The organism is Clostridium sp. AM46-21, assembly GCF_003480025.1.
Lineage (GTDB): Bacteria > Bacillota > Clostridia > Lachnospirales > Lachnospiraceae > Coprococcus > Coprococcus ammoniilyticus.
Genome location: NZ_QUIB01000007.1, coordinates 79625 through 101211, shown reverse-complemented (window position 1 = coordinate 101211; position 21587 = coordinate 79625). Strand labels below are relative to the sequence as shown.

Genomic DNA, 21587 nt, shown 5'->3' with positions numbered 1-21587 from the left:
ATTATCTCTCCTTTACAAACATTCTCTTAATTCCATTGACGGATGCCTTGTACAGCTTGAAAATGCCGATCGTAACAGGCTTTACGGCTACGATGAACAGGATCGCAAGTCCGATTCCGGCAAATGCAGCTCCAAGCATGAAAAGGGCAGCCGGAACATTCTGTGTAACAAAAAATGGAATAACTCCCAGCAGCCCGGCGATACCTGCAACTGCCATCGAGAGTACGATTACATAGAAGGACAGGAGAAGTGCCAAAATGACAACCGCCATGGCAATGACCAGAACGATCGCGGTCAGTAACAGCGGAGCCCATATAGGAGAACCAAGAATCAGCAAAATGATCTCCCATGCCTTTAATCGGTGGGATGGTTTGATTTTTTCTTTCACAAGTTTCGTCAGTGGCATATCTGCCAGGATCTGATCAACGACATCGTCCGGGGCATCCATATCGGCAACCGCTTCTTCCTCCGACAGGCCATCTTCCATACGGTCATCGATCATTTCACTATAATAATCCATAAATTTATTAATATCGTCTGCCGGCATTTTCCGGATCTTTCCCCGGATCGCTGACAAATATTCCTGTTTAGTCATTGTCATTCTCCTCTCTGATAATAAAACGATATATAGATTCAAGTTCTTTCCATTCTTCTTTAAATTCCTCGATTCGTGCTTTGCCTGCATCGGTAATATGATAGTATTTCCGAAGCCGTCCGTTGTGTTCTACGGAGCGAACGGTGAGGAATGCGCCGGCTTCCAGTCTTCGCAGGATCGGATACAATGTAGATTCCGATATCGTTACAAAGGGTTTCATATCCTTGATGATCTGATATCCATAAGAATCTTCATCCTTGATCGCAGCCAGTACACAGACATCCAGCATACCGCGTTTTAATTGAATATCCATATGTATACCTCCTTATGCACTATACTATATGACGTATAGTATAATATGTCAAGAGGTATTTTGTAAAAAATAATTTGACAAGAATGCTCATGGTTGCTATACTCAAGGTTGATAAAAATAAGAAGAAAAGCGATGACAGAGACAGTAGATCATGTTTGAAAGGCAGAGCGAGCCGGAGATGGTGCAAGACCGGTGCGAGTAGAAGATGATGGAAGATCACTCTTAAGCTTCAGACCGAAAACGACAGCCAGTAGGCTCTGACGTCATTCCCTCGTTACGGGAAGCACATATGTTAGTATGCAAGTAATAGGTGGTATAACGAGAACTTTAAGCCTTCGTCCTTTTTGCGGCGGCGGCTTTTTTTACTTTATAGAAAAGTTTGTCTAATAATATTTTGCATACATTGAATAAAAAGAAAGGAAGAACAACATGTACGAAAAAGTATCGACCAAATTGAATTTCGTAGACAGAGAACAGAAGGTTCTGGATTTCTGGAAAGAAAATCAGGTATTTGAGAAGAGTGTGGAAGAAACAAAGGATCTTCCGACTTACACATTTTATGATGGACCCCCAACAGCAAACGGTAAGCCACATATCGGCCATGTGCTTACACGAGTTATCAAGGATATGATTCCAAGATATCAGACAATGAAGGGCCATAACGTAGTAAGAAAGGCAGGATGGGATACACACGGCCTTCCTGTAGAGTTGGAAGTTGAGAAACTTTTAGGAATCGATGGCAAAGAGCAGATTGAGGAATACGGTCTGGAGCCATTTATTCAGAAATGTAAAGAATCCGTATGGAAATACAAAGGTATGTGGGAAGAATTCTCCGGCAAGGTAGGATTCTGGGCAGATATGGATGATCCATATGTAACATACCACAATGATTTCATCGAGTCCGAGTGGTGGGCACTGAAGAAGATCTGGGATCAGGGACTTTTATACAAAGGCTTCAAGATCGTGCCATATTGTCCGCGTTGCGGAACTCCACTGTCAAGCCACGAAGTAGCACAGGGTTATAAGACTGTAAAGGAACGTTCCGCAGTTGTAAGATTCAAGGTTATCGACGAAGATGCATATTTCCTTGCATGGACAACTACACCTTGGACACTTCCATCAAACGTAGCCCTCTGTGTAAATCCGGATGAGACTTATGTCAAAGTAAAGGCAGCAGACGGATATACTTATTATCTGGCAGAAGCACTGGCAGACAAGGTACTCGGTTCCCTTGCAAAGGAGGCTACAGACGATACACCTGCTGTACCTGCATATGAAGTTCTGGAGACATACAAAGGAAAAGATCTGGAATACAAAGAGTACGAACCATTATATGAGTGCGTAAAGCCTGTATGCGAGAAGCAGCATAAGAAGGGTCACTACATCACATGTGATTCTTATGTAACTATGACAGATGGTACAGGTATCGTTCATATCGCACCTGCATTTGGTGAGGACGACGCAAATGTAGGAAGAAAGTACGATCTTCCATTTGTACAGTTCGTAGATGGCAAGGGTGATCTGACAGAGGAAACCCCTTATGCAGGAATCTTCGTAAAGGATGCAGATCCAAAGGTATTGGTTGACCTTGACAAAGAAGGACTTCTGTTCGACGCACCAAAGTTCGAGCATGAATATCCACACTGCTGGAGATGTGATACTCCGCTGATCTACTATGCAAGAGATACCTGGTTTATCAAGATGACAGCAGTCAGAGATAAGTTGGTTAAGAATAACGACACCGTAAACTGGATCCCTGAGAGCATTGGTAAGGGACGTTTCGGTGACTGGTTAAAGAATGTACAGGATTGGGGACTTTCCCGTAACCGTTATTGGGGAACTCCGTTAAATATCTGGGAATGTGAATGCGGATGCCGTCATGCGATCGGTTCGATCGAAGAATTAAAGAGCATGAGCGACAACTGCCCGGATGAGATCGAGCTGCACCGTCCGTTCATCGACGCTGTAACGATCAAATGTCCGGAGTGTGGTAAGCAGATGCACAGAGTATCTGAAGTTATCGACTGCTGGTTCGATTCAGGTTCTATGCCATTTGCACAGTGGCATTATCCGTTCGAGAATGCAGACATCTTCGAAAAGCACTTCCCTGCTGACTTCATCAGCGAGGCAGTTGACCAGACAAGAGGATGGTTCTATTCTCTGATGGCGATCTCTACTCTGTTATTTGACAAGGCTCCATTCAAGAATGTAATTGTCCTCGGACATGTACAGGATAAGGATGGACAGAAGATGAGTAAGTCCAAGGGAAATGCAGTAGATCCGATGGATGCACTGAACAAATACGGTGCAGACGCGATCCGGTGGTATTTCTACAGCAACTCTGCTCCATGGCTTCCAAACCGTTTCCATGAAGATGCGGTTATCGAGTGCCAGAGAAAGTTCCTCGGAACCTTATGGAACACTTACGCATTCTATGTATTATATGCAAATATCGACAACTTCAATCCACTTGAGCATGAGCTGGATTACGAGAAGCTGTCACTGATGGATAAATGGTTATTATCAAAGCTGAACTCAACCGTAAAGGCTGTTGATGAGAACCTTGCAGCATACAAGATCCCTGAGACAACCAGAGTATTAGAGGAGTTTGTAGATGACCTTTCCAACTGGTATGTTCGTCGTGGACGTGAGAGATACTGGGCAAAGGGTATGGAGCAGGATAAGGTAAATGCCTACATGACACTGTATACAGCCCTTGTTACGGTCTCCATGACAGCAGCTCCGCTGATTCCGTTTATGGCAGAGGATATTTACCAGAATCTGGTAAGAAGCATTGATAAGGATGCTCCATTATCTGTTCATCTGTGCGAGTTCCCGAAGGTAGAGGAGAAGATGATCGACACAGACCTTGAGGCAGCTATGGATGAGATCTTAAAGATCGTTGTTCTTGGACGTGCAGCCAGAAATACTGCAAATATCAAGAATAGACAGCCGATCGGAACCATGTATGTAAAGGCAGCAAAAGAGCTGACAGAGGATGAGACAGCGATCGTCAAAGACGAGCTGAACATCAAGAACGTAGTATTTACAGAAGATATCGCAAGCTTCAGTTCTTACACATTCAAGCCACAGCTTCGTACCGTAGGACCAAAGTACGGCAAGCAGTTAGGCGGAATCAAGGCATATCTGTCATCTGTTGACGGAAATGCAGCTATGGCAGAGCTGAAGGAAAAGGGTGCTCTGACATTTGACGTAAACGGCACAGAGGTATCTCTGGCAGAGGAAGATCTGCTGATCGATATCGCACAGACCGAAGGCTATGTTACAGAGGCAGACGGTGCGGTAACAGTTGTTATCGACACAAATCTGACAGAAGAACTCTTAGAGGAGGGATTTGTCAGAGAGATCGTATCCAAGATCCAGACCATGAGAAAGGAAGCCGGCTTCGAAGTAATGGACAAGATTACAGTCTATGCAGAGGGAAGCGACAAGGCAACCGGACTTATGAATGCAAATGCTGACAGCATCAAGTCAGACGTTATGGCAGATGCACTGGTAACCGGAAGCGTAGATGGCTATTCCAAGGAATGGAACATCAACGGCGAGAAGGTAACACTTGGTGTAAAGAAAAACGCATAAATAATACAGGGCGTTGACCGATGCCGAAAAAAGCAAATTTATACTTGCTTTTTTCGGAAAGCGTCTGTATTATAGATAACATATTAAAAGGTGCAAGGAAGTACTAGAGATAGCAACTTCCCTGCACCTTTTTCTCGTTAATGAAGTTGCCAATTACACAACAAGAAATAGGAATGAATATGGAGGCGATGGGTATGGAAAAACTCAATCAGATTGTAAGTGCAGTTGATTCGTTTGTGTGGGGACCGGTGATGCTGGTGCTTCTCGTAGGAACCGGTATCTTTCTGACGATACGGACGCGGTTCCTGCCGTGGAGGAATCTCGGATATGCGATCAAGAGCACACTTAGTAAAGAAGCAAGAACAAAGAACAGAGGAACCGGTGATGTATCCCCATTCTCGGCACTGACGACAGCACTTGCCGCAACAATCGGAACCGGAAATATCGTAGGTGTGGCGACGGCAATGGTATCCGGTGGTCCGGGTGCCCTGGTCTGGATGTGGATCTCGGCGTTGTTCGGAATTACATCGAAATTCTCAGAATGTATGCTGGCGATCAAATACCGTGAGGTAAATGCCAAAGGAGAGATCTCCGGCGGCCCGATGTATACGATGAAGAAAGCATTGAAACACAAAAGATTCGGAAGTGTGCTCGGTTGGCTGTTTGCATTCTTTGCGGTTGTTGCATCCTTTGGTATCGGAAATATGACACAGGCGAACTCGATCGCATCCTCCATGAATGAGACCTTTCACATCAATCCGATTATCATCGGTGTGATCCTTACGATCCTTGCCTTAATGATCATTATCGGTGGTATCAAATCCATATCAAAGATTTCCGCGATCGTTGTTCCGTTTATGGCAATCTTCTATGTACTTGCAGGACTTATAGTAATTATCGGAAATATATCGAATGTGCCGGAAGGTCTGCGCGAGATCTTCACAATGGCATTTTCCATGAAATCCGTATCCGGCGGTGTGCTTGGTACCGTAGTTGCATCCATGACAAATGCAATGCGGTTCGGTGTTGCCCGTGGCTGTTTTTCAAATGAAGCAGGTATGGGATCGGCAGCGATCACCGCAGCAGCAGCTACAACAGATAATCCGGTTCGTCAGGGATATATCAATATGACGGGAACCTTCTGGGATACGATCGTTGTATGTACGATCACCGGTCTGGTAATCGCAAGCTCCGGTGTGATCGGTAAGACTTCGACAATGACAGAAGGCTCATATGCAATCACCTCTGAAGCCGAAGATACACTGGCTCTGACACATGAAGAAAAAGGCAAGATGGTGACGACAGAATATACTGTTACATATAAAGATGGAACATTGACTTTGTCCGGGGGAGCAGAGGACATCGTTCTGACACCATATGCAGACGCTTCCGATAGTGAAGCATTTGCAAAGCTTCAGCATCAGCCGGATAGTCTGGAAGCAGTTTATGAGAATGGCGTGATCACAGGTGCATGGACCTCTGGCTGCAATGCTTATATTTTTGATGAAGATGGTACATATTATTATGAAGAAGCCTATACAGGATCAGCACTGACGATCAAAGCATTTGAAACGGTTCTTGGTAAAGCTGGCGCATGGCTGGTAACGATCGGTATTGCATTATTTGCATTCTCGACCATCCTTGGTTGGGAGTATCATGGTGAGAAAGCCTTTGAGTACCTGTTCCATTCCCACAAATACAACATGATTTATCGTATTGTATTCTCCCTTGTCGTATACATCGGTGCGACGACTTCGCTGGATCTGGCATGGAACTTCTCGGATATTGCAAATGCACTGATGGCTATTCCAAACCTGATCTGCCTGCTTCTGTTAAGCAAAGAGATCGCAACGGATATGCGGGAATTCCAGAAAGTACTCGCAGAAGAAAAAGCAGCAAAGAAGCGTGCGTAAATAGTCGACCTGCTGGTAAGTTTTTGAATCAAAATGGAAAATACATTACATATTATTCCGCAAGTCGTTTGCACTCTATTTCAACGCAGCGGTGCTAAGCTCCTCGCCTGTGGCGACTCACTAAGAACCGGCGTTGAAACAGGCTTGCTACATAACAGTAATGTTATTTTCCATTTTTGTCTTAAACATTTGCGTACGGACAGGCTGACTATTTTTATGTAGAATATAATAGTAGTTTTTCATATTTATAGTAGCAAAATGACAGTTTATGAGTATAATTATAGTAAACGCGCAGACGGAATAATGAGAGAAAGATGCCGGAATGTGAAGCACAGCCGGATATGAGAGCGCATGAAGATGCGAGACTTACTGATGAAGTACAGGGATCTGTCTGCTTTATTATAATGGATTCAAAAATGAGTTCAGGGGAAAGCTGCCGGAGAAACTCCGGCGGCATACCCGGATACATAGAAAGTCGATATCGGCTTTGGATAAAAAAGAAAACATGTGGGTAAGAACACAATGAGTATGACAGAAGAAAAACACAACTATACTTACATAGTCCGGTGTAAGGACGGAACGTATTACACCGGATGGACGAATAATCTGGAAAAGCGGATGAAAGCACATAATGAAGGACGAGGGGGCGCCAAGTATACCAGAAGCCGGCGTCCTGTTGTCCTTGTTTATTATGAGGAATCAGAGACGCCGGAGGAAGCGATGAGCAGAGAGTGGCACATCAAGCAGATGAGCCGGAGCCGGAAAGAAGAATTAATCAGAAATTTTCAATCAGATAGTATACAGAAGCCATGAAAATAGTATAAAATATAAGAATTGAGAAAATAAAAGTCGAACACCAGGAGGTTATAGATGGGAAGACAATTATGGAAGCCGGGAAATATGTTGTACCCGGTACCGGCAGTTATGGTAACATGTAAGCGGGAAGGTGGACAACCGAATATCATCACGATCGCATGGGCAGGAACGATTTGCAGTTCTCCGGCGATGGTTTCAATATCTGTTAGACCGGAACGCTATTCTTATGATATTATAAAAGCCAGTGGAGAATTTGTGATCAATCTGGTGACTGAGAAGCTGACATTTGCGACCGATTATTGTGGCGTAAAGAGTGGACGGGATATAGACAAATTCAAAGCAACAGGACTTCATACCTGTCCGGGACTTACAGTTGCCACACCGGGTATCGCGGAGAGCCCGGTCAATATCGAATGTAAGGTAAAAGAAGTGATCCCACTTGGAAGTCATCATATGTTCCTGGCAGAGGTGACCGGCGTACAGGTGGATGAAGTATACATGAATGAAAATGGCAAATTTGAGCTTAACCAGCTTGGACTGGTGGCTTATTCCCATGGAGAATATTTTAAACTTGGAAAGAAACTGGGAAAATTCGGATATTCAGTGAGGAAGAAATAAGAAACATGAAGATAGAATTACAGGCATATGGTAAAGTAAATCTGGGGCTGGACGTGCTCAGAAGAAGACCGGACGGTTATCATGAAGTAAAGATGATCATGCAGACAGTAAAGTTACATGACACATTGACATTTGAGACAGTGGATGAGGATGTGATCGTTCTCAGCACAAATGCGGACGAGCTTCCGGTAAATGAAGATAATCTGGTATATAAAGCATGTCGGATGTTGAAACAGGAATATCAGATCACGCGTGGAATCCGAGTATTTCTTCAGAAAGAGCTTCCGGTTGCAGCCGGAATGGCTGGTGGAAGTGCTGATGCGGCAGCAGCGCTGATCGGAATGAATAAGATCTTTGATCTTCAGATTCCGAAACATAAGCTGATGGAATATGGAGTGAAGCTTGGTGCGGATGTTCCATACTGTATCATGAAAGGAACTGCATTATCAGAAGGAATCGGCGAGAAGCTGACGGCACTTGCACCGATGCCGGACTGCTATATCCTACTTGCAAAACCGCCGATCGCGGTATCGACGAAGATGGTATATGAGAACCTGCATGCAAATGAATTAGAAAAACATCCGGATATAGACGGCATGGTGATGGCACTGGAAGAACAGAGTTTACAGGGCATCACGGAACGTATGGAGAATGTGCTAGAGACAGTAACTGAGGTACGGTATCCGGTTATTGCAGAGATCAAAGCTTGCATGAAAGAATGTGGTGCAATGAATTCACTTATGAGTGGAAGCGGTCCGACTGTATTTGGTATATTTACAGAGAAGGAAAAAGCGGAGAAAGCGGCAGATGCGATCCGCAGCCGGAAGCTGGCAAAGCAGGTATTTGTCACACAGCCATATAATGTGTAAGATCAGGCAGGACAGAGGGAGTTGTTCTGCAGAAGAAATAGAGAGAAATGGGGTAACTTATGGAGTTGAAGTTAAATATGGATGAGTATCTTCGCTTCGGGAGGTTGTATTTGAAGCGTTGCGGGATGCCATCGTACATGGAGAATTTGAACCGGGCGAACGGTTATTAGAAGTGGCACTCGCAAAACGTCTGGGTGTCAGCCGGACTCCGGTGCGTGAAGCAATCCGGATGCTGGAATTAGAGGGCTTAGTCGTGATGGTTCCAAGGAAAGGTGCAGAGGTTGCCCGTATCACGGAGAAGGATCTCCGGGATGCATTGGAGATCCGTCTGAGTCTGGAAGAACTGGCAGTCGAACTTGCCTGCAAGCGGATTGATGAAGACGGCAGACTCAGATTAAGAGAAGCCTGTGAGAATTTCCGTGAGGCAGTCCGTTCCGGTCGTGTGCCGGATATCGTAGATACAGATGTTGCCTTTCATGAGACAATCTGTGAATTAAGCAACAATCCAAGACTTGTGAGTCTTACCAAGAACTTCGGAGAGCAGGTGTACCGATACCGTGTGGAATATGTGCGGGATACCGGATATCATGGCAAGCTGCTTCGTGAGCATGACGAGATCACGGAGGCGATATTGCATGGAGATGTAGAGAAAGCAAAAGCAGTTATGCATCAGCATATTTACGATCAGGAACAGATCGTGATTCAGAATATCAAACAGAAACAGGATACTATATAAGACTGAGTGGTCAAAAACAGGGAGTGGACAGTAAGAAATTTACCGTTCACTCCCTGTTTTTGACCACTCGGTTCATTTTGCAGTTTTTTCAGGAACAATCTGTTATAGTAGAGGTGTTCTGAATACATCAAGCGTGTAAAATAAATTGACAAATACATATGTATGCCATATACTTGGTATTACTAGGTATAAAATAATAGGAAGAGAAATTATGGTAAATCAAAGTATAAATCAGTTTAAAAAAGGCATACTTCCCATGCTTATCCTGCAGATCATAGCAGATGAAAAGGATTATGGTTATAACATTGTCAATCGTTTTAATGCACGATGTGTTGCCGGAATGGATATCAAAGAAGGAACACTGTATCCGATCCTGCACAGATTAGAAGAAGATGGTGCGATCGTTAGTGAATGGGTGATGGCATCCGAGAATGGAAAACCAAAGAAATTCTATAAGATTACAGAAGAAGGGAAGCTTCTATTGGAAGAACAGTGGAGTTGCTGGGCGCAGATAGAAGGAATGGTACGAGGCTTTGAGAAAAAACATATATCTGATTAAAATATTTATTTTACTGCATGCACCATTTGGACAGCGGATGCAGTTTGTAAAAGAGATAAGACGATCTATAGATGATAAATTGGACTCGGGCATGACGATCGATGAAGTGTTTGAGGAGCTTGGTGAAGCTTCCGCACTGACAGAAGAGTATAACGATATCGGTATGCGGCAGCAGACAAAGGAGTATGTATGGATGATGCTCTGGATCCTGGTTGGAATCTGTCTTGGTGTTCTGTTGGTGATTGACGGATATACATTATATACCGGATATCATGAGATCAATCAGTATATAGCACCGACAGGATATGAGTGGATTGATTTTAGACCAAAGGCAGGGGGAACGTGGGGCAAAGTGATTGTGGAAAGCATAGGTTTTTGTATTTGCATGGGAAATGTGATCTATCATTATAAAAGACGAAGAAAAGCAAAGAAAAAAGATAATGAGCTATAAATAAAAAGGGGAACAAAAGAAATGAAAAAGAAGAAATATCTTATGAAGATATTCATGCATCTGCATGCACCATTAAAGGAACGGATACAGATGGTAAAGGATCTGGGACGATCATTAGATGATAAACTGGCAGAAGGAGAAACCATAGAGGAAGCAATCGCAGAACTAGGAGAAGCCTCAGACATTATTCAGGAATATGAAGATCTCGGAATGAGAAAGCGAACGAAAGAATGGGCGCTTGCTGTGATCTGGATATTGATCGGAATCGTGGTGGGATATCTGTTGTTTACGGAATGTAGGATACTGTATAGGGGATACAATTATATATATGTTAGTCCGGGACCTGGAATGCTAGTATATACGGAATATGACCTTAACATAAAGACAGCAATAATAAAAATAGTATTCGAGTCAATGTGTGTTATTGTATGTATAGGAAATGTTATCTGGCATTTTATAAAACAAAAAAGAAAAAAGGAGATGTAAGAAAATGAAGAAAGTAGTGCGAAAGATAATAAGTATGGCATTAGCATGTATGTTAATATTGGAACTTCCAATGTTCGTCCATGCGAAAACAACGGAATCTATAGTAGTGGAAAAAGAAACAGAAAATACAATGGAGCTGATAGGACAGGAAGTTGTACATATAAAATATGATGGAACAGTAGTTTATGAATCGGATAACCAAGAAGAAATTAAAATAATGCCTCAATCAATAGCGAACGATAAGATTACATGCAGCTTTGCATATTATTATTTAGGCAAAAATTCTAAGAAACAACCACAATATCAGGTAGTAATGTCTATATCATCAAGTGTGACATTGAAATCAAGTGTATTAAGTACGCAGGCAGAAGGAATATCAACTTGGCATAATAATGCTGCAACACATTCCGGTAAGACAGGGAAAAATACTAGAACTTTTGTGTATACAAGCAGTAATCCACCGTCAAATCCGTATTGTAATGTGAAAGCAACAATTAAGACAATAAATAGTACACATAATCTTTCTGTAAGAAAGATTACAAATCCAATAAGTAAATAGAAAAATGGAATCGATATACCTTGATCATTATATAAAGATGGTCAATGGATATAGATGTAAGGGCACTGGCTGACGATAGCTCATGTGCTTTACAAAAAGGGAGACTCTGGCACAATTTTGCGAAGAGAACCAGAGCCTCACAGCTATATATACTTATGAAAAAGTACATGAGATAAATATACCGCTTTTTCATATGTATGTAAATACAAAACAAAGGAGGGTAGCATTGCATAAGTAGAAATGTAAATATGCATGTTTGAAGGTATAGGAAAACATACAAAGGAGATTTTTAAATGAGCAAAATGGTAAAGATAATGAAAAATAAATTAATGATTGCAGCTATGGTGGCAGTAATGGTATTTGGAACGGCAATGGTTCCGGTGCATGCTGCTGCTGTAGAGACAAATTATTATGGGGGAGGTGCAACTTATACATATTATATTCGAAAATCGGGAAGTTCCGCTGAATTGGGGTATATGCGTATAACAAGGACAAAGTCGGCAATAAAAAATACATTTACAGCGTCAAATCCATGTGACAAAGTTACATTGTGGATTAGGGAAAGTTCAACGGCATCAAGTGTTGACGATAGTATTGATGATTTAGTACAGGGAAATACATTCTCAGTAAGTAAGAATGGAAGAAATTATACAGCAGCATACGGTAAAGGACGAGTAGAGTATTAATTTATATTGCTGAATAATTTAACAATGATGACATCATAGGAAATTTGCTATAACAGAGCATTTTCCTATGATGTTTAGGATGAAAGCGGGGTTATTAGATGAATAAAACGATGCGCATTATTTGTATTATTTTATGCGTTGGTTTGATTATGGGATTAGGATATGTTGTCATACGAAAAATAAAAAAATATCCAGATGAAGTGGAATATTCTTCATTAAGAGCTTTTGCGGATGATGGTATGTATTATATAAAAAGAAATGTTCTTTATTTTTTGGATTCAAAGACGGGAAAATCGGTAGTGGTTTGCAATAAAGCTAATTGCAAGCATAATACAGAAAACTGTAATGCTTATATATTTGGACTGGGATCTAGTATGCTTTATTATGAAGATAAACTATATATAAGTGAATTTGATTCTGAGGTAACAATTAATGATGAGGATGATGCCGTATATAAAGGGGCTGTACAGATTCGTGAAGTAGAAAAGGATGGAAGCAAAGTGAGTATTCTGTATTCGGCAGATGAAGGCGCTGTTTTTGATATGGAAATGATAGATGGAATATTATATTTTACTACATGGAAATATCATGATGGATTTAAATTGAATCAATATCAGCTTGATTGCACGTTGTATTCATATGATCTGAGATGGAGGCGGTTACGAGTATTGTTAAGTTATGAAGGAGATGCAGAACATGACAATTCAACACTTCATATATTAAATAATAAAAACAAAGAAAAAATTTATCTGACATATGGTTATAAAGATAGCCAGAGAAACAGGCACACTATACTGCTTACATATAATATAGAAACCCATAAAGATGAAATTGTTGCAGATAATTTAAATACAGAATATGGGAAATCCTTTAATATAATCAGTACTGCAAGTGGCATTTATATAGAAACGAAGGAATTGGATAATGGTGTAGAATGGACTGTGATATATTCGTGTGATGCAGACTTGCAGAATCAGAAAGAAATTTTTCGGATTGTAGATGGAGATATTTATTGTATGGATCGATACTTGTATGCAATTAATACAGATTACAATAAGTTTTTTTATCAATGTGATACAGGAACTGTTTATCTGGCAAATACCTGTTTTACAGAAGAAGGAACTTATATATCCGATATTTATGGCTTGGATGAATCAAGTGACAAGATATATATAGATGGACATGATTATACTGGTATGAAGCCAGGAGATGTAATCACATCGGATCAGAGTGAACAGACGGTGACAGGATGGACAGAATTCCGGGATACATATTTTACAAAACTGGAGAATGCAGATCAGAATACTGTGGAAGCATTTGACTGGGTGAAATGGCCGGAAGAGTGATAAAGGGGATGAGGATATGGAATTAAAACTGGAGCATATCTCGAAAGAATATAAGAATACAACGGCGCTTGATGATTTTTCCATGACATTCTCAGAGGAAATTTATGGATTGTTGGGGCCCAATGGTGCAGGAAAAAGTACCTTGATGAAGTTGATTACAAGAAATATCAAACCGACAGCAGGAGAAATTTATCTGGATGGAACAGATATTCATACCCTGAAACGGGAATATCAGCGGCTGATCGGTTATATGCCACAGCAGCAGGCGATCTATCCGTTTTATACCGGACGGATGTTCCTTGCATATATGGGATTGTTGAAAGGAGTAGAGAAAAAAGTACTGAATGATGAGATCGAGAAATACGCATCAAAGGTAAATCTTCTTGATGTACTGGATCGAAAGGTCGGAACATATTCCGGCGGTATGAAGCAGAGACTGCTGATCGCGCAGGCATTTCTTGGGGATTCAAAGATCATTATTTTTGATGAGCCAACAGCAGGACTGGATCCGAAGGAGAGGATCCATGTACGGAATCTGATTCATGATAATTCTGCAGGGAAGATTATTTTGATTGCTACTCATGTTGTTCAGGATATTGAGGATATAGCAAGTCAGATCATGCTGCTGAAAAAAGGTGTGTTGATCGAGATGGCAGCACCAGAGATCCTGACCGGAAGAATCACGGATAAAGAGAATCCGGATCTGGAAGATGTATATTTAAGTATATTTGGAGAGTAGCTTTTTGCAGGTTGGTCATTTCCGGATAGAGAAAGTGGCTGCCTGTGGAAATGGAGGACGATATGAGTAGATCAAAACAAATGGAAAAAGCTGCTACCATCAGTCATTCCGGACGAAGAGGCGGATTTTTTCGATTTTTTATAAATGAAATACGGGCTATTTTATATAACCGGAAATTAATATTATGTTTTTTGTTGTTTTTAGTTATGAATGTGGGCCTGTTGATCGTAGCCTTTGCTACTGATGAGGTGGATAGTACACAGTATGCAAGGCTTCGGACAGATCCGGATTCCATTATGGATATGTATATGGAAGATCCGGAATCAGAGACATATAAACAGTTGTTTGATGAATATATGGCAAGCACAACGTATGACGAATATCTGCAGAAGGTTATAGAAGATGCAGAGATGAATCAGTCGATTTCCATATTTCAGACAAAGTTCTCGATCAGTAATCTGGAACGGACAAAGAGGGATTTTGAAAGACTTGTGGGAACAGAAGCATCCTTTGTTGGCGGATATGGAATCTGTAAGGCATTGAATTTTACCGGAAGTTATGTTCTGATATTTTTCCTGCTGGTTGTTCTGGTGCTGGAACTGGTGCTGCGGGATAAGAAGAATGGTCTGGCAAATCTGTATAAGACAACGTGGAATGGAGACAGTCGTTTATTGTTGTCTAAGTATGCGGCAGCAGTTGTCTATATGGCATTATTTGTGGCGGGAGTATTCTTAAGTAATATTTTGATTGCCGAATGGAAGTTTGGAGCTGTAGATCTGTCAGCACCGGTACAGAGCCTGATGGATTATATTGGATATGGCTTTTCCTGCAGGATCAGTACATTTGTTGTTCTTGTCTGTTTGGTAAAGATTCTGATCTTTGCAGTGATCCTTGCAGCATTATTTACATTTGCAGTTGTTTCTTCAAATGAAGTTATGTTGTGTGTATGGTCGGCGGTTGCCATGTTTGTAGAATTGCTGTTTTCCGTATTGGGAGAGAAACTGAATCTGACATTTTTATATCGATTCTCTATTTTTTCAATGCTGGATACAACCAGATTTTTTCAATATGAGAATTATAATCTGATATCTCATGCAGAGCCTGCAATCTATCTGGACTGTATTATCTGTGCAGTGTTGTTGGCAGGATTTCTTATCATATCGTCGGTAATCTATCTGGAGGGAAGCAGTGATTATCGGGAGAGTCGTATACGATTACGAAAAAAAGGTACGAAATCCCACAGGATATTTTCCTCAGTATGGAGACTGGAAGGCTATAAGTTATGGTTGGGATATAAGATGATATTTGTTATTTTTCTGTTGGTTGGATTTCAGGTGTACATTTATCAAAACAAATCTGTACGGTGGAGTGCAAATGAATATGCATACCAATATTATATCAGTCAGATTGAAGGTGTGGTTACACAGGGAAAGCTGGATTATATAGCCTCAGAGGAAGAACGGTACGAAAAACTTCACGAAGAAGAAGATCGGGTTGACCGGGACTACGCTGCAGGGAAGATAACTGAAAAAGAGTATAATGATAAATGGGATGAGATGAATAAGCAGCTTGCAAATGAGGAGAGTTTCTTTCGCTGTCTGGAATATGTGGATTATATTAAGCAGCAATGTGGAATCACGTCACAGGTTTCGGAAGCCGATCCTGCTGTACTGGAACGGATAGGATTTGTCTATGCCAGAGGCTGGAATATCCTTGCCGGAAGCAAAGACTATAAGGATGACGTGATGAATGCAGCGAAGGTAATCGTTGTACTGATGCTTACAACTGCATTTCTGTATCTGGAGGATTACAGATATAAGATCAATGGCATTATTGATATTACAGAGAATTACAGGAAACTTCATGTGATCAAGGCATTTCGGATGCTGCTTATTATTCTTGTTGTATACATGATCGTTTATCTGCCTGAACTTATGTGGGTGAAAAGAGAAATTGGGCTGGCAGGAGGAAAATATCTGGCACAGTCTCTTCCGTGTCTGGAACAGGTTGGCATATCAACCAGTATTACCGGATATTTCCTGCTGGTATCTGGAATTCGGTTGATCACGATTCTGGTACTGACTGTACTCTATATTCTAGTTGGAAAGCTGATCAGGAGCACAAATGGTGCGATATTCTGTGCGGCAGCCGTTGCGCTTTTGCCATTGCTGCTGTACCTGTCAGGATTTACTGCAGCAAAGTATTATCCGTTGGTTCAGCTATTATCAGGCAATATGCTGCTTAGATAAATGAATATTTAAAGAGATCCCACTGTGATAGATGATAGATGTCCCCTTTTTATTGGACAATCAGTGAAAGAGGTGCATATCATCTGTTATAGTGGGATTTTTATCTGCTGCTACCAGCTCTTTCGTATCTCGTCAAATAGCCGCATGATATATAAAGTATGTTCATGTGGCATTTCCGGACATTCAGTCAGACCTTTTTCAAGTGCTCGCTTACAGGCGAGCACTTCATATTCGTAGCCGCTGATCTGGGCAGGACAGTTGATCGTCTGAACCAGTCGGCGGTCATTTTCATATATACGGAATGCCTCGTAATTATTGATATTGTCAACCTCGATGTAACCTTTTGTTCCGTAGATCACGCCGCGGCGGTCGGTGGCTGATTCCATAGTTGTGAACAGACCAGCGATCGCACCGTCCGGGTATGTCAGGTTGATAAATTCTGTTTTGTCTACGCCTGTTTCGTGTGGAGTCATCGTTGTGTGGATTGTTGATACGTTGTCGCCAAGCACCCAGGTCGCAAAGTTTAAGGTATATGGTGCAAGATCTAAGAGAGCACCTCCGGCAAGCTCCGGGCGAATCAGACGTTCTACCTGCATCAGGGAATAACCAAGATTTGCGGTCAGCCCTGTTATTTTTCCGATAACGTCGGAATCTATAATTTCTTTTAAAGTAAATGACATTGGCATATAGCGAACCCACATCGCTTCCGCCAGTAATATATTTTTCTCTTTTGCAAGCCGGATCATATCTTCGGCTTCTTTTGTATTTACGGCAAATGCTTTCTCACACAGAACAGCCCGGTTATAATTCAGACACAGCATCGTATGCTCTTTATGGTGGGAGTGTGGAGTTGCAACGTAGACAAGATCGATCCCGTCATCGGCAACCATTTCTTCATAAGAGCCATACCATTTGGATGCATGATAAGTATCTGCAAACTGTCTGGCTTTTTCTTCCGTTCTGCTTGCTACAGCATAGAGTTCCACATCTTCCATCTGGTTGACGGTTTCCGCCATTTTGCGGGCGATACCGCCTGCACCGAGGATGGCAAGGCGTAGTTTCCTGTTTTCTAATCTGGCGTGTGGGGTTGCCGTAGCATTTCTGTTGTCTGATTTATAAATTGGATCTGTTGTATGTTTTTTGTTGTCGGATATATTATCTGATTTTATCATTTTTTTGTTTCCTTTCTGGGTGGTTTGTGAAGCCATGGTATTTCTATATTTCCGGTTAAGATTCTATATGGCGCTGATGAAACGGAAGCTATTTGAATATTGCCGGGTTCATCATATGTGAGCAATTCTATGATTTTATGTAATTACTATAGAAGCTTTTGGGGATTTGTGCAAGCGCATCCCATCGTAATGATCATTATATCGTACTCGTTCAATGCATTCGAAAAATCGACCCTTGCAAGCAAGCGATTTTTCATCATTATATCATGTGCTTCGCACATTCTATGCATTCCGCAAAATCAGCATCCTTGCAAGCAAATAATTTTGCGTTCATTATATCATGATTCAATGTAACATTTTATGTATAGTTCAGAGGGTTACTGGCAATACTGGAAATAGTAAGAAAATAAAACAAGCAATAGTTAGATCATGGAGGAATAAGGTTGGGGAAAGTCGGTCAGAGTCATAAAAAATATAAATGTACATAGGAGCGGCGGGAGGTGGAACGTTTGGAAAAAGACAGAGATGCAGAAGGCGGAATTTATAGTGCAGACAGCCGGATTGACAGAGATATAGATGCAAATATCAGCCGGGTAAAGGCGCTGTTTGCCGATTGGGGAGACATCGTGGAACGTCGATTTACAGTCAGACGTACCGGTTTGGATGTGTATGCGGAGGATTCTGTCGGATCAGCAGATGAGACATCCGCTTCGGTAGGAGCTATCTATGTAGTGTACATTGATGGGTTATGTGACAATGGTCTGATCGAGGATACGATCATTAAGCCTGTGACCTGGGAGTGGCGGCATGAGCATGGCGGTTCCCTGTGGGAGGCAATGGATTCATTTGAGACACAATCGGCGGATATAAAGGCAGAAAATGACTTCAAAAATGTGATGTTTTCGATATTAAAAGGAGACACAGCGGTATTTGTATCGGATGCAGATCAGGCGTTTGTTGTGTCTTCCAAGAAGCTGCCGGTACGAGGGGTGGAAGAAAGCTCTACCGAGGGTGGAATGCGTGGTCCGCGGGATAGTTTTAATGAAAGTATCCGTACATCGACAGCCCTTATTCGGCGGAGGATTAAAGATACAAGATTAAAATTGATCCAGAATACGATCGGTGTTCGTTCCAGAACCGAGTATGGAATCATGTATATTGAGGATATTGCAGAGAAGAGGCTGGTTGAACAGGTGAAAGAACGGATGAATGAATATGAGATAGATGCCATATTTGACAGTGGCATGGCGGAACATCTGATGGAGAAGAAATGGTACCGGCCGTTTCCGGTGTTCCAGTCAACCACCAGACCGGATAAAGCGGCGGCGGCACTGGCAGATGGCAGGGTTGTAATTGTATTTGACAATTCGCCGGAGGTTCTGATTGCGCCGGCGACGATCAATACATTATTCCAGACTGCCGATGATTATTATAACCGTTGGCCGGTTGCAACTTTTGCCAGAATCATTCGTTATATAGCGGCATTTATCGCGGTGGGGTTGCCGGGCTTCTATATAGCTGTTACCTGTTATCACCGGGAGGTGATACCGGATAAACTTCTCTATGCGATCGCAGTTGCAAGAAATCAGTTGTCTTTTCCGATCGTGTTAGAGGTTTTGATCATGGAGTTGTTGTTTGAATTGCTGCGGGAGGCAGGAATCCGTCTGCCGAGTCAGCTGGGAAATACGATCGGTGTTGTTGGTGGTTTGATCGTTGGACAGGCTGCGGTGGAAGCAGGGATTGTCAGTACCATCGTGGTGATCGTAGTTGCGCTGACAGCGATTGCTTCTTTTGCAATTCCAAATGAAGCTTTTGCGTCGGTGTTCCGTCTTTTAAAATTTCTAACTATACTGGCGGCTGCTTTTTTTGGACTGTATGGCTTCCTTCTGGTGATGCTTTTATTGATCTATCATCTTGCCGGTCTGAACAGCTTTGGTGTTCCGTACATGGCACCGGTCGTAACCTGTGGCTATGCAGAGGATGGAATGGAAGATTTTGTCATTCGTAAGCCAATCAAAAAAATTATCTTTCGACCGGCATGGGCGAACCATAGAGAACGCAGGAGGCTTCGCAAAAAGTAATGATGAATGGGTGTGAATCAATATATGGATTATAGAAATGTGACGTTCCGACAGCTTTTTATAACGGGAACTTGCCTGATTTTCCCGATTACTTTCTGGAACATGGTACAGATTATGACGGATTTTTCCAAAAACAACGGTGTTTTATCACTTTTTTTGATGCTAATACTTGCTCTGGTTTATGTGGTGCTACTACATCTTGCGCTTTCTGGTGTAGTGAAATTGTCAGATCCCGCTAAAGAAAAGGCAGAGATAACGGGTGCAAAAGTATGGAATAATAAGAAAAAAGTGGCTATTGCATCTATTTATGTGATCAGATATGCAATCGGGTTCTTTTTTTGCTTTATTTCTTTGTACAGGGGAGCCGGATCCTGATGCTGCCGGATTATGCAGGAATGGTTCTGGTTGTTCCGGTATTACTGACACTTTTCTATATGGCAGGAAAGGGACTGCGTGGTTATATCGGATTTGCGGAAGCAAGTGTGATCGGAATCGGGATCGCATTGGTGCTGTTTGTCATTTGTGGATTCTGGAATGCTGATTTTTCCCGACTAAAAGAATATGCAGAATTTCAGATGCAGGCATCTGTATGTAACACGATATGTCAGATTTTGATAAAAGGATATCTGATGATGGTAGGGTTATGTATGCTGGAATTTGTCATGTATCTTTATCTGAGAGTAGAGAAACGAAGACGAGGGATACTGGTGTGGACGGTATCTGTTCCGGTTGTGTTAGCCCTTGTTGCTTCCTGTTTTGTGATATCACTACTTGGCTTGCAGAGCAAAACAATGACTTCAAAGGGAATACTAAATGTTGTGGGTGCGATGATGTTCCCCGGAGGTGCAAATGCGAGGCTCGGTTTACTCGCCTGTTATCTGCTTATAATCTTCGGACTCTTGCTTCTGGCTATCCACATTGTATTCATTTGTCAGTTTGTGGATGAGATCTGGAAGATCATCTGTGTATGGAAAAAGAGCGGCGGGATGAGAGCAGCCGGGAATGATAAGAGTACAGAGTTTCATGGACGTGATTCTGATAATGCAATGGATAAAAAAGTGATGGAAGAAAAAAGAAGCCTGTGGATAAGAAGCGGCTGCGTGGTTGTTTTGTTTCTGTTGTTTTTGTGGATGGGCAGGTTCCTTGGAGAACGGGATGCCGGCCGGGCATTCATGATCTACATTGCTGCTGTGGATATTCCTTTGTCTGTTCTTGTACCGGCATTTGCAGGACGGAAACGGACGAATCCGGGGAAGCTTGCAAAGATGGCTGCAGAAGTGATCGGTGGAGTTCTGATTGCCTGTATGTTGTCCGGATGCATGGACAGATCCATTGAAGCGGTAGACTATCTCCGTGTGGTTATGATCTCTGAGACAGAAGGAGGCTACGAGTACACATTTGTTACAGACAGTCTGGAGGGAGCGGAGTCAGCAGCCGAATCGGAGGAGCGGGAGTATCCGGTTGTTGCGGAGAGCCTGCAGCAGGCACGGGCTGAATATGATCAGGCGCATGACCGGAGCCTTGATCTGAGCCATGTTGAATATATCGTGGTGGATTCCGAAGAAACCCTGCGACAGATGTATCCGGAGCTGATAAAAGAATTTGTAACGAATTATGTAGAAGTGATCTGCACCGATTCGCTTTATCAGGGTGAAGCGTCCGGCAGCATCCGGAAATATATCGCAACGCATTACAAAGGAGAGTGTCTGGCGACACTGGGGGAGTAGACATTCGTTTAAAGTATTAGTTATTGATAAAGAGTGTGAAACAGAATTTGTTTCAATAATAAAGAAATTTAA

Annotated in this window: 20 protein-coding genes; 17 read left to right on the top strand and 3 right to left on the bottom strand. The window is 42.2% G+C overall.

The features are described 5' to 3' along the window. Position 1 precedes the first annotated feature (1 nt). Together DW959_RS06515 and DW959_RS06510 are read right to left on the bottom strand one after the other, a co-directional pair. Positions 2-595, bottom strand: a complete 594-nt coding sequence (locus DW959_RS06515; protein WP_118483008.1) for a DUF1700 domain-containing protein — start codon at positions 593-595, stop codon at positions 2-4. Next, positions 588-908, bottom strand: coding sequence for a PadR family transcriptional regulator (locus tag DW959_RS06510; protein WP_008402371.1), 321 nt, complete (start codon positions 906-908; stop codon positions 588-590). The genes DW959_RS06515 and DW959_RS06510 overlap by 8 nt, the downstream gene beginning before the upstream one ends. 429 nt (positions 909-1337) lie before the next feature. Between DW959_RS06510 and ileS the strand changes: the two genes are divergently transcribed. The 14 genes from ileS to DW959_RS06435 all read left to right on the top strand — a co-directional run bounded on the left by ileS (position 1338) and on the right by DW959_RS06435 (position 16535). Beyond that, complete coding sequence (gene ileS / locus DW959_RS06505; RefSeq protein WP_118615719.1) at positions 1338-4508, top strand: isoleucine--tRNA ligase; 3171 nt, start codon at positions 1338-1340, stop codon at positions 4506-4508. 194 nt (positions 4509-4702) lie between these two features. Further along, on the top strand, positions 4703-6421 hold the full coding sequence (locus DW959_RS06500; RefSeq protein WP_118615717.1) for a sodium:alanine symporter family protein: 1719 nt from the start codon (positions 4703-4705) through the stop codon (positions 6419-6421). Positions 6422-6943: 522 nt separating this feature from the next. Then, on the top strand, positions 6944-7234 hold the full coding sequence (locus tag DW959_RS06490; RefSeq protein WP_118483016.1) for a GIY-YIG nuclease family protein: 291 nt from the start codon (positions 6944-6946) through the stop codon (positions 7232-7234). 57 nt (positions 7235-7291) lie between these two features. Then, on the top strand, positions 7292-7855 hold the full coding sequence (locus DW959_RS06485) for a flavin reductase family protein (RefSeq protein ID WP_117808016.1): 564 nt from the start codon (positions 7292-7294) through the stop codon (positions 7853-7855). Between the two features lie 5 nt (positions 7856-7860). After that, complete coding sequence (gene ispE, locus DW959_RS06480) at positions 7861-8724, top strand: 4-(cytidine 5'-diphospho)-2-C-methyl-D-erythritol kinase (RefSeq protein ID WP_021944190.1); 864 nt, start codon at positions 7861-7863, stop codon at positions 8722-8724. A 118-nt stretch (positions 8725-8842) separates the two neighbouring features. Continuing rightward, positions 8843-9460 carry a GntR family transcriptional regulator gene (locus DW959_RS06475; RefSeq protein WP_347475337.1) on the top strand — a complete coding sequence of 206 codons (618 nt, stop codon included), beginning with the start codon at positions 8843-8845 and terminating at the stop codon, positions 9458-9460. A 211-nt stretch (positions 9461-9671) separates the two neighbouring features. Then, the gene (locus DW959_RS06470; RefSeq protein WP_118615715.1) at positions 9672-10019 is read left to right on the top strand and encodes a PadR family transcriptional regulator; all 348 of its coding nucleotides are present in this window, start codon (positions 9672-9674) and stop codon (positions 10017-10019) included. After that, positions 9994-10470, top strand: coding sequence for a hypothetical protein (locus DW959_RS06465; protein ID WP_117822406.1), 477 nt, complete (start codon positions 9994-9996; stop codon positions 10468-10470). The genes DW959_RS06470 and DW959_RS06465 overlap by 26 nt, the downstream gene beginning before the upstream one ends. Positions 10471-10491: 21 nt before the next feature. Further along, on the top strand, positions 10492-10956 hold the full coding sequence (locus tag DW959_RS06460) for a hypothetical protein (protein WP_117822405.1): 465 nt from the start codon (positions 10492-10494) through the stop codon (positions 10954-10956). Positions 10957-10960: 4 nt separating this feature from the next. Further along, a complete protein-coding gene (locus DW959_RS06455) occupies positions 10961-11515 on the top strand; it encodes a hypothetical protein (protein WP_117822404.1) in 555 nt (184 codons plus the stop codon). A gap of 293 nt (positions 11516-11808) precedes the next feature. Beyond that, positions 11809-12201, top strand: a complete 393-nt coding sequence (locus DW959_RS06450; RefSeq protein WP_117822403.1) for a hypothetical protein — start codon at positions 11809-11811, stop codon at positions 12199-12201. A 98-nt stretch (positions 12202-12299) separates the two neighbouring features. Further along, positions 12300-13547, top strand: a complete 1248-nt coding sequence (locus DW959_RS06445; protein WP_117784518.1) for a hypothetical protein — start codon at positions 12300-12302, stop codon at positions 13545-13547. Positions 13548-13563: 16 nt separating this feature from the next. Then, positions 13564-14286 carry an ATP-binding cassette domain-containing protein gene (locus DW959_RS06440; RefSeq protein WP_021944196.1) on the top strand — a complete coding sequence of 241 codons (723 nt, stop codon included), beginning with the start codon at positions 13564-13566 and terminating at the stop codon, positions 14284-14286. A 62-nt stretch (positions 14287-14348) separates the two neighbouring features. Continuing rightward, positions 14349-16535, top strand: a complete 2187-nt coding sequence (locus DW959_RS06435) for a hypothetical protein (RefSeq protein WP_147353070.1) — start codon at positions 14349-14351, stop codon at positions 16533-16535. A gap of 110 nt (positions 16536-16645) precedes the next feature. Here DW959_RS06435 and DW959_RS06430 read toward each other — a convergent pair whose 3' ends face one another. Next, on the bottom strand, positions 16646-17707 hold the full coding sequence (locus DW959_RS06430) for a Gfo/Idh/MocA family oxidoreductase (protein WP_118615711.1): 1062 nt from the start codon (positions 17705-17707) through the stop codon (positions 16646-16648). A gap of 500 nt (positions 17708-18207) precedes the next feature. Between DW959_RS06430 and DW959_RS06425 the strand changes: the two genes are divergently transcribed. Genes DW959_RS06425 through DW959_RS06415 form a run of 3 tightly spaced genes read left to right on the top strand, consistent with a single transcriptional unit; the run spans position 18208 to position 21515 of the window. Further along, positions 18208-19788, top strand: coding sequence for a spore germination protein (locus DW959_RS06425; RefSeq protein ID WP_118615709.1), 1581 nt, complete (start codon positions 18208-18210; stop codon positions 19786-19788). A 24-nt stretch (positions 19789-19812) separates the two neighbouring features. After that, positions 19813-20163 (top strand): hypothetical protein, encoded by a 351-nt coding sequence (locus DW959_RS06420; protein WP_147353069.1) that lies wholly within the window; start codon positions 19813-19815, stop codon positions 20161-20163. Further along, positions 20163-21515: a hypothetical protein gene (locus tag DW959_RS06415; protein WP_118615705.1), complete on the top strand. Its 1353-nt coding sequence runs from the start codon at positions 20163-20165 to the stop codon at positions 21513-21515. The genes DW959_RS06420 and DW959_RS06415 overlap by 1 nt, the downstream gene beginning before the upstream one ends. Positions 21516-21587 lie beyond the last annotated feature (72 nt).

Coding starts and splice junctions, on each gene's coding strand:
- DW959_RS06515 (WP_118483008.1), bottom strand. CDS start 595: ATGACTAAACAGGAATATTTGTCAGCGATCCGGGGAAAGATCCGGAAA.
- DW959_RS06510 (WP_008402371.1), bottom strand. CDS start 908: ATGGATATTCAATTAAAACGCGGTATGCTGGATGTCTGTGTACTGGCT.
- ileS (WP_118615719.1), top strand. CDS start 1,338: ATGTACGAAAAAGTATCGACCAAATTGAATTTCGTAGACAGAGAACAG.
- DW959_RS06500 (WP_118615717.1), top strand. CDS start 4,703: ATGGAAAAACTCAATCAGATTGTAAGTGCAGTTGATTCGTTTGTGTGG.
- DW959_RS06490 (WP_118483016.1), top strand. CDS start 6,944: ATGAGTATGACAGAAGAAAAACACAACTATACTTACATAGTCCGGTGT.
- DW959_RS06485 (WP_117808016.1), top strand. CDS start 7,292: ATGGGAAGACAATTATGGAAGCCGGGAAATATGTTGTACCCGGTACCG.
- ispE (WP_021944190.1), top strand. CDS start 7,861: ATGAAGATAGAATTACAGGCATATGGTAAAGTAAATCTGGGGCTGGAC.
- DW959_RS06470 (WP_118615715.1), top strand. CDS start 9,672: ATGGTAAATCAAAGTATAAATCAGTTTAAAAAAGGCATACTTCCCATG.
- DW959_RS06460 (WP_117822405.1), top strand. CDS start 10,492: ATGAAAAAGAAGAAATATCTTATGAAGATATTCATGCATCTGCATGCA.
- DW959_RS06455 (WP_117822404.1), top strand. CDS start 10,961: ATGAAGAAAGTAGTGCGAAAGATAATAAGTATGGCATTAGCATGTATG.
- DW959_RS06450 (WP_117822403.1), top strand. CDS start 11,809: ATGAGCAAAATGGTAAAGATAATGAAAAATAAATTAATGATTGCAGCT.
- DW959_RS06445 (WP_117784518.1), top strand. CDS start 12,300: ATGAATAAAACGATGCGCATTATTTGTATTATTTTATGCGTTGGTTTG.
- DW959_RS06440 (WP_021944196.1), top strand. CDS start 13,564: ATGGAATTAAAACTGGAGCATATCTCGAAAGAATATAAGAATACAACG.
- DW959_RS06435 (WP_147353070.1), top strand. CDS start 14,349: ATGAGTAGATCAAAACAAATGGAAAAAGCTGCTACCATCAGTCATTCC.
- DW959_RS06430 (WP_118615711.1), bottom strand. CDS start 17,707: ATGATAAAATCAGATAATATATCCGACAACAAAAAACATACAACAGAT.
- DW959_RS06420 (WP_147353069.1), top strand. CDS start 19,813: ATGGATTATAGAAATGTGACGTTCCGACAGCTTTTTATAACGGGAACT.
- DW959_RS06415 (WP_118615705.1), top strand. CDS start 20,163: ATGCTGCCGGATTATGCAGGAATGGTTCTGGTTGTTCCGGTATTACTG.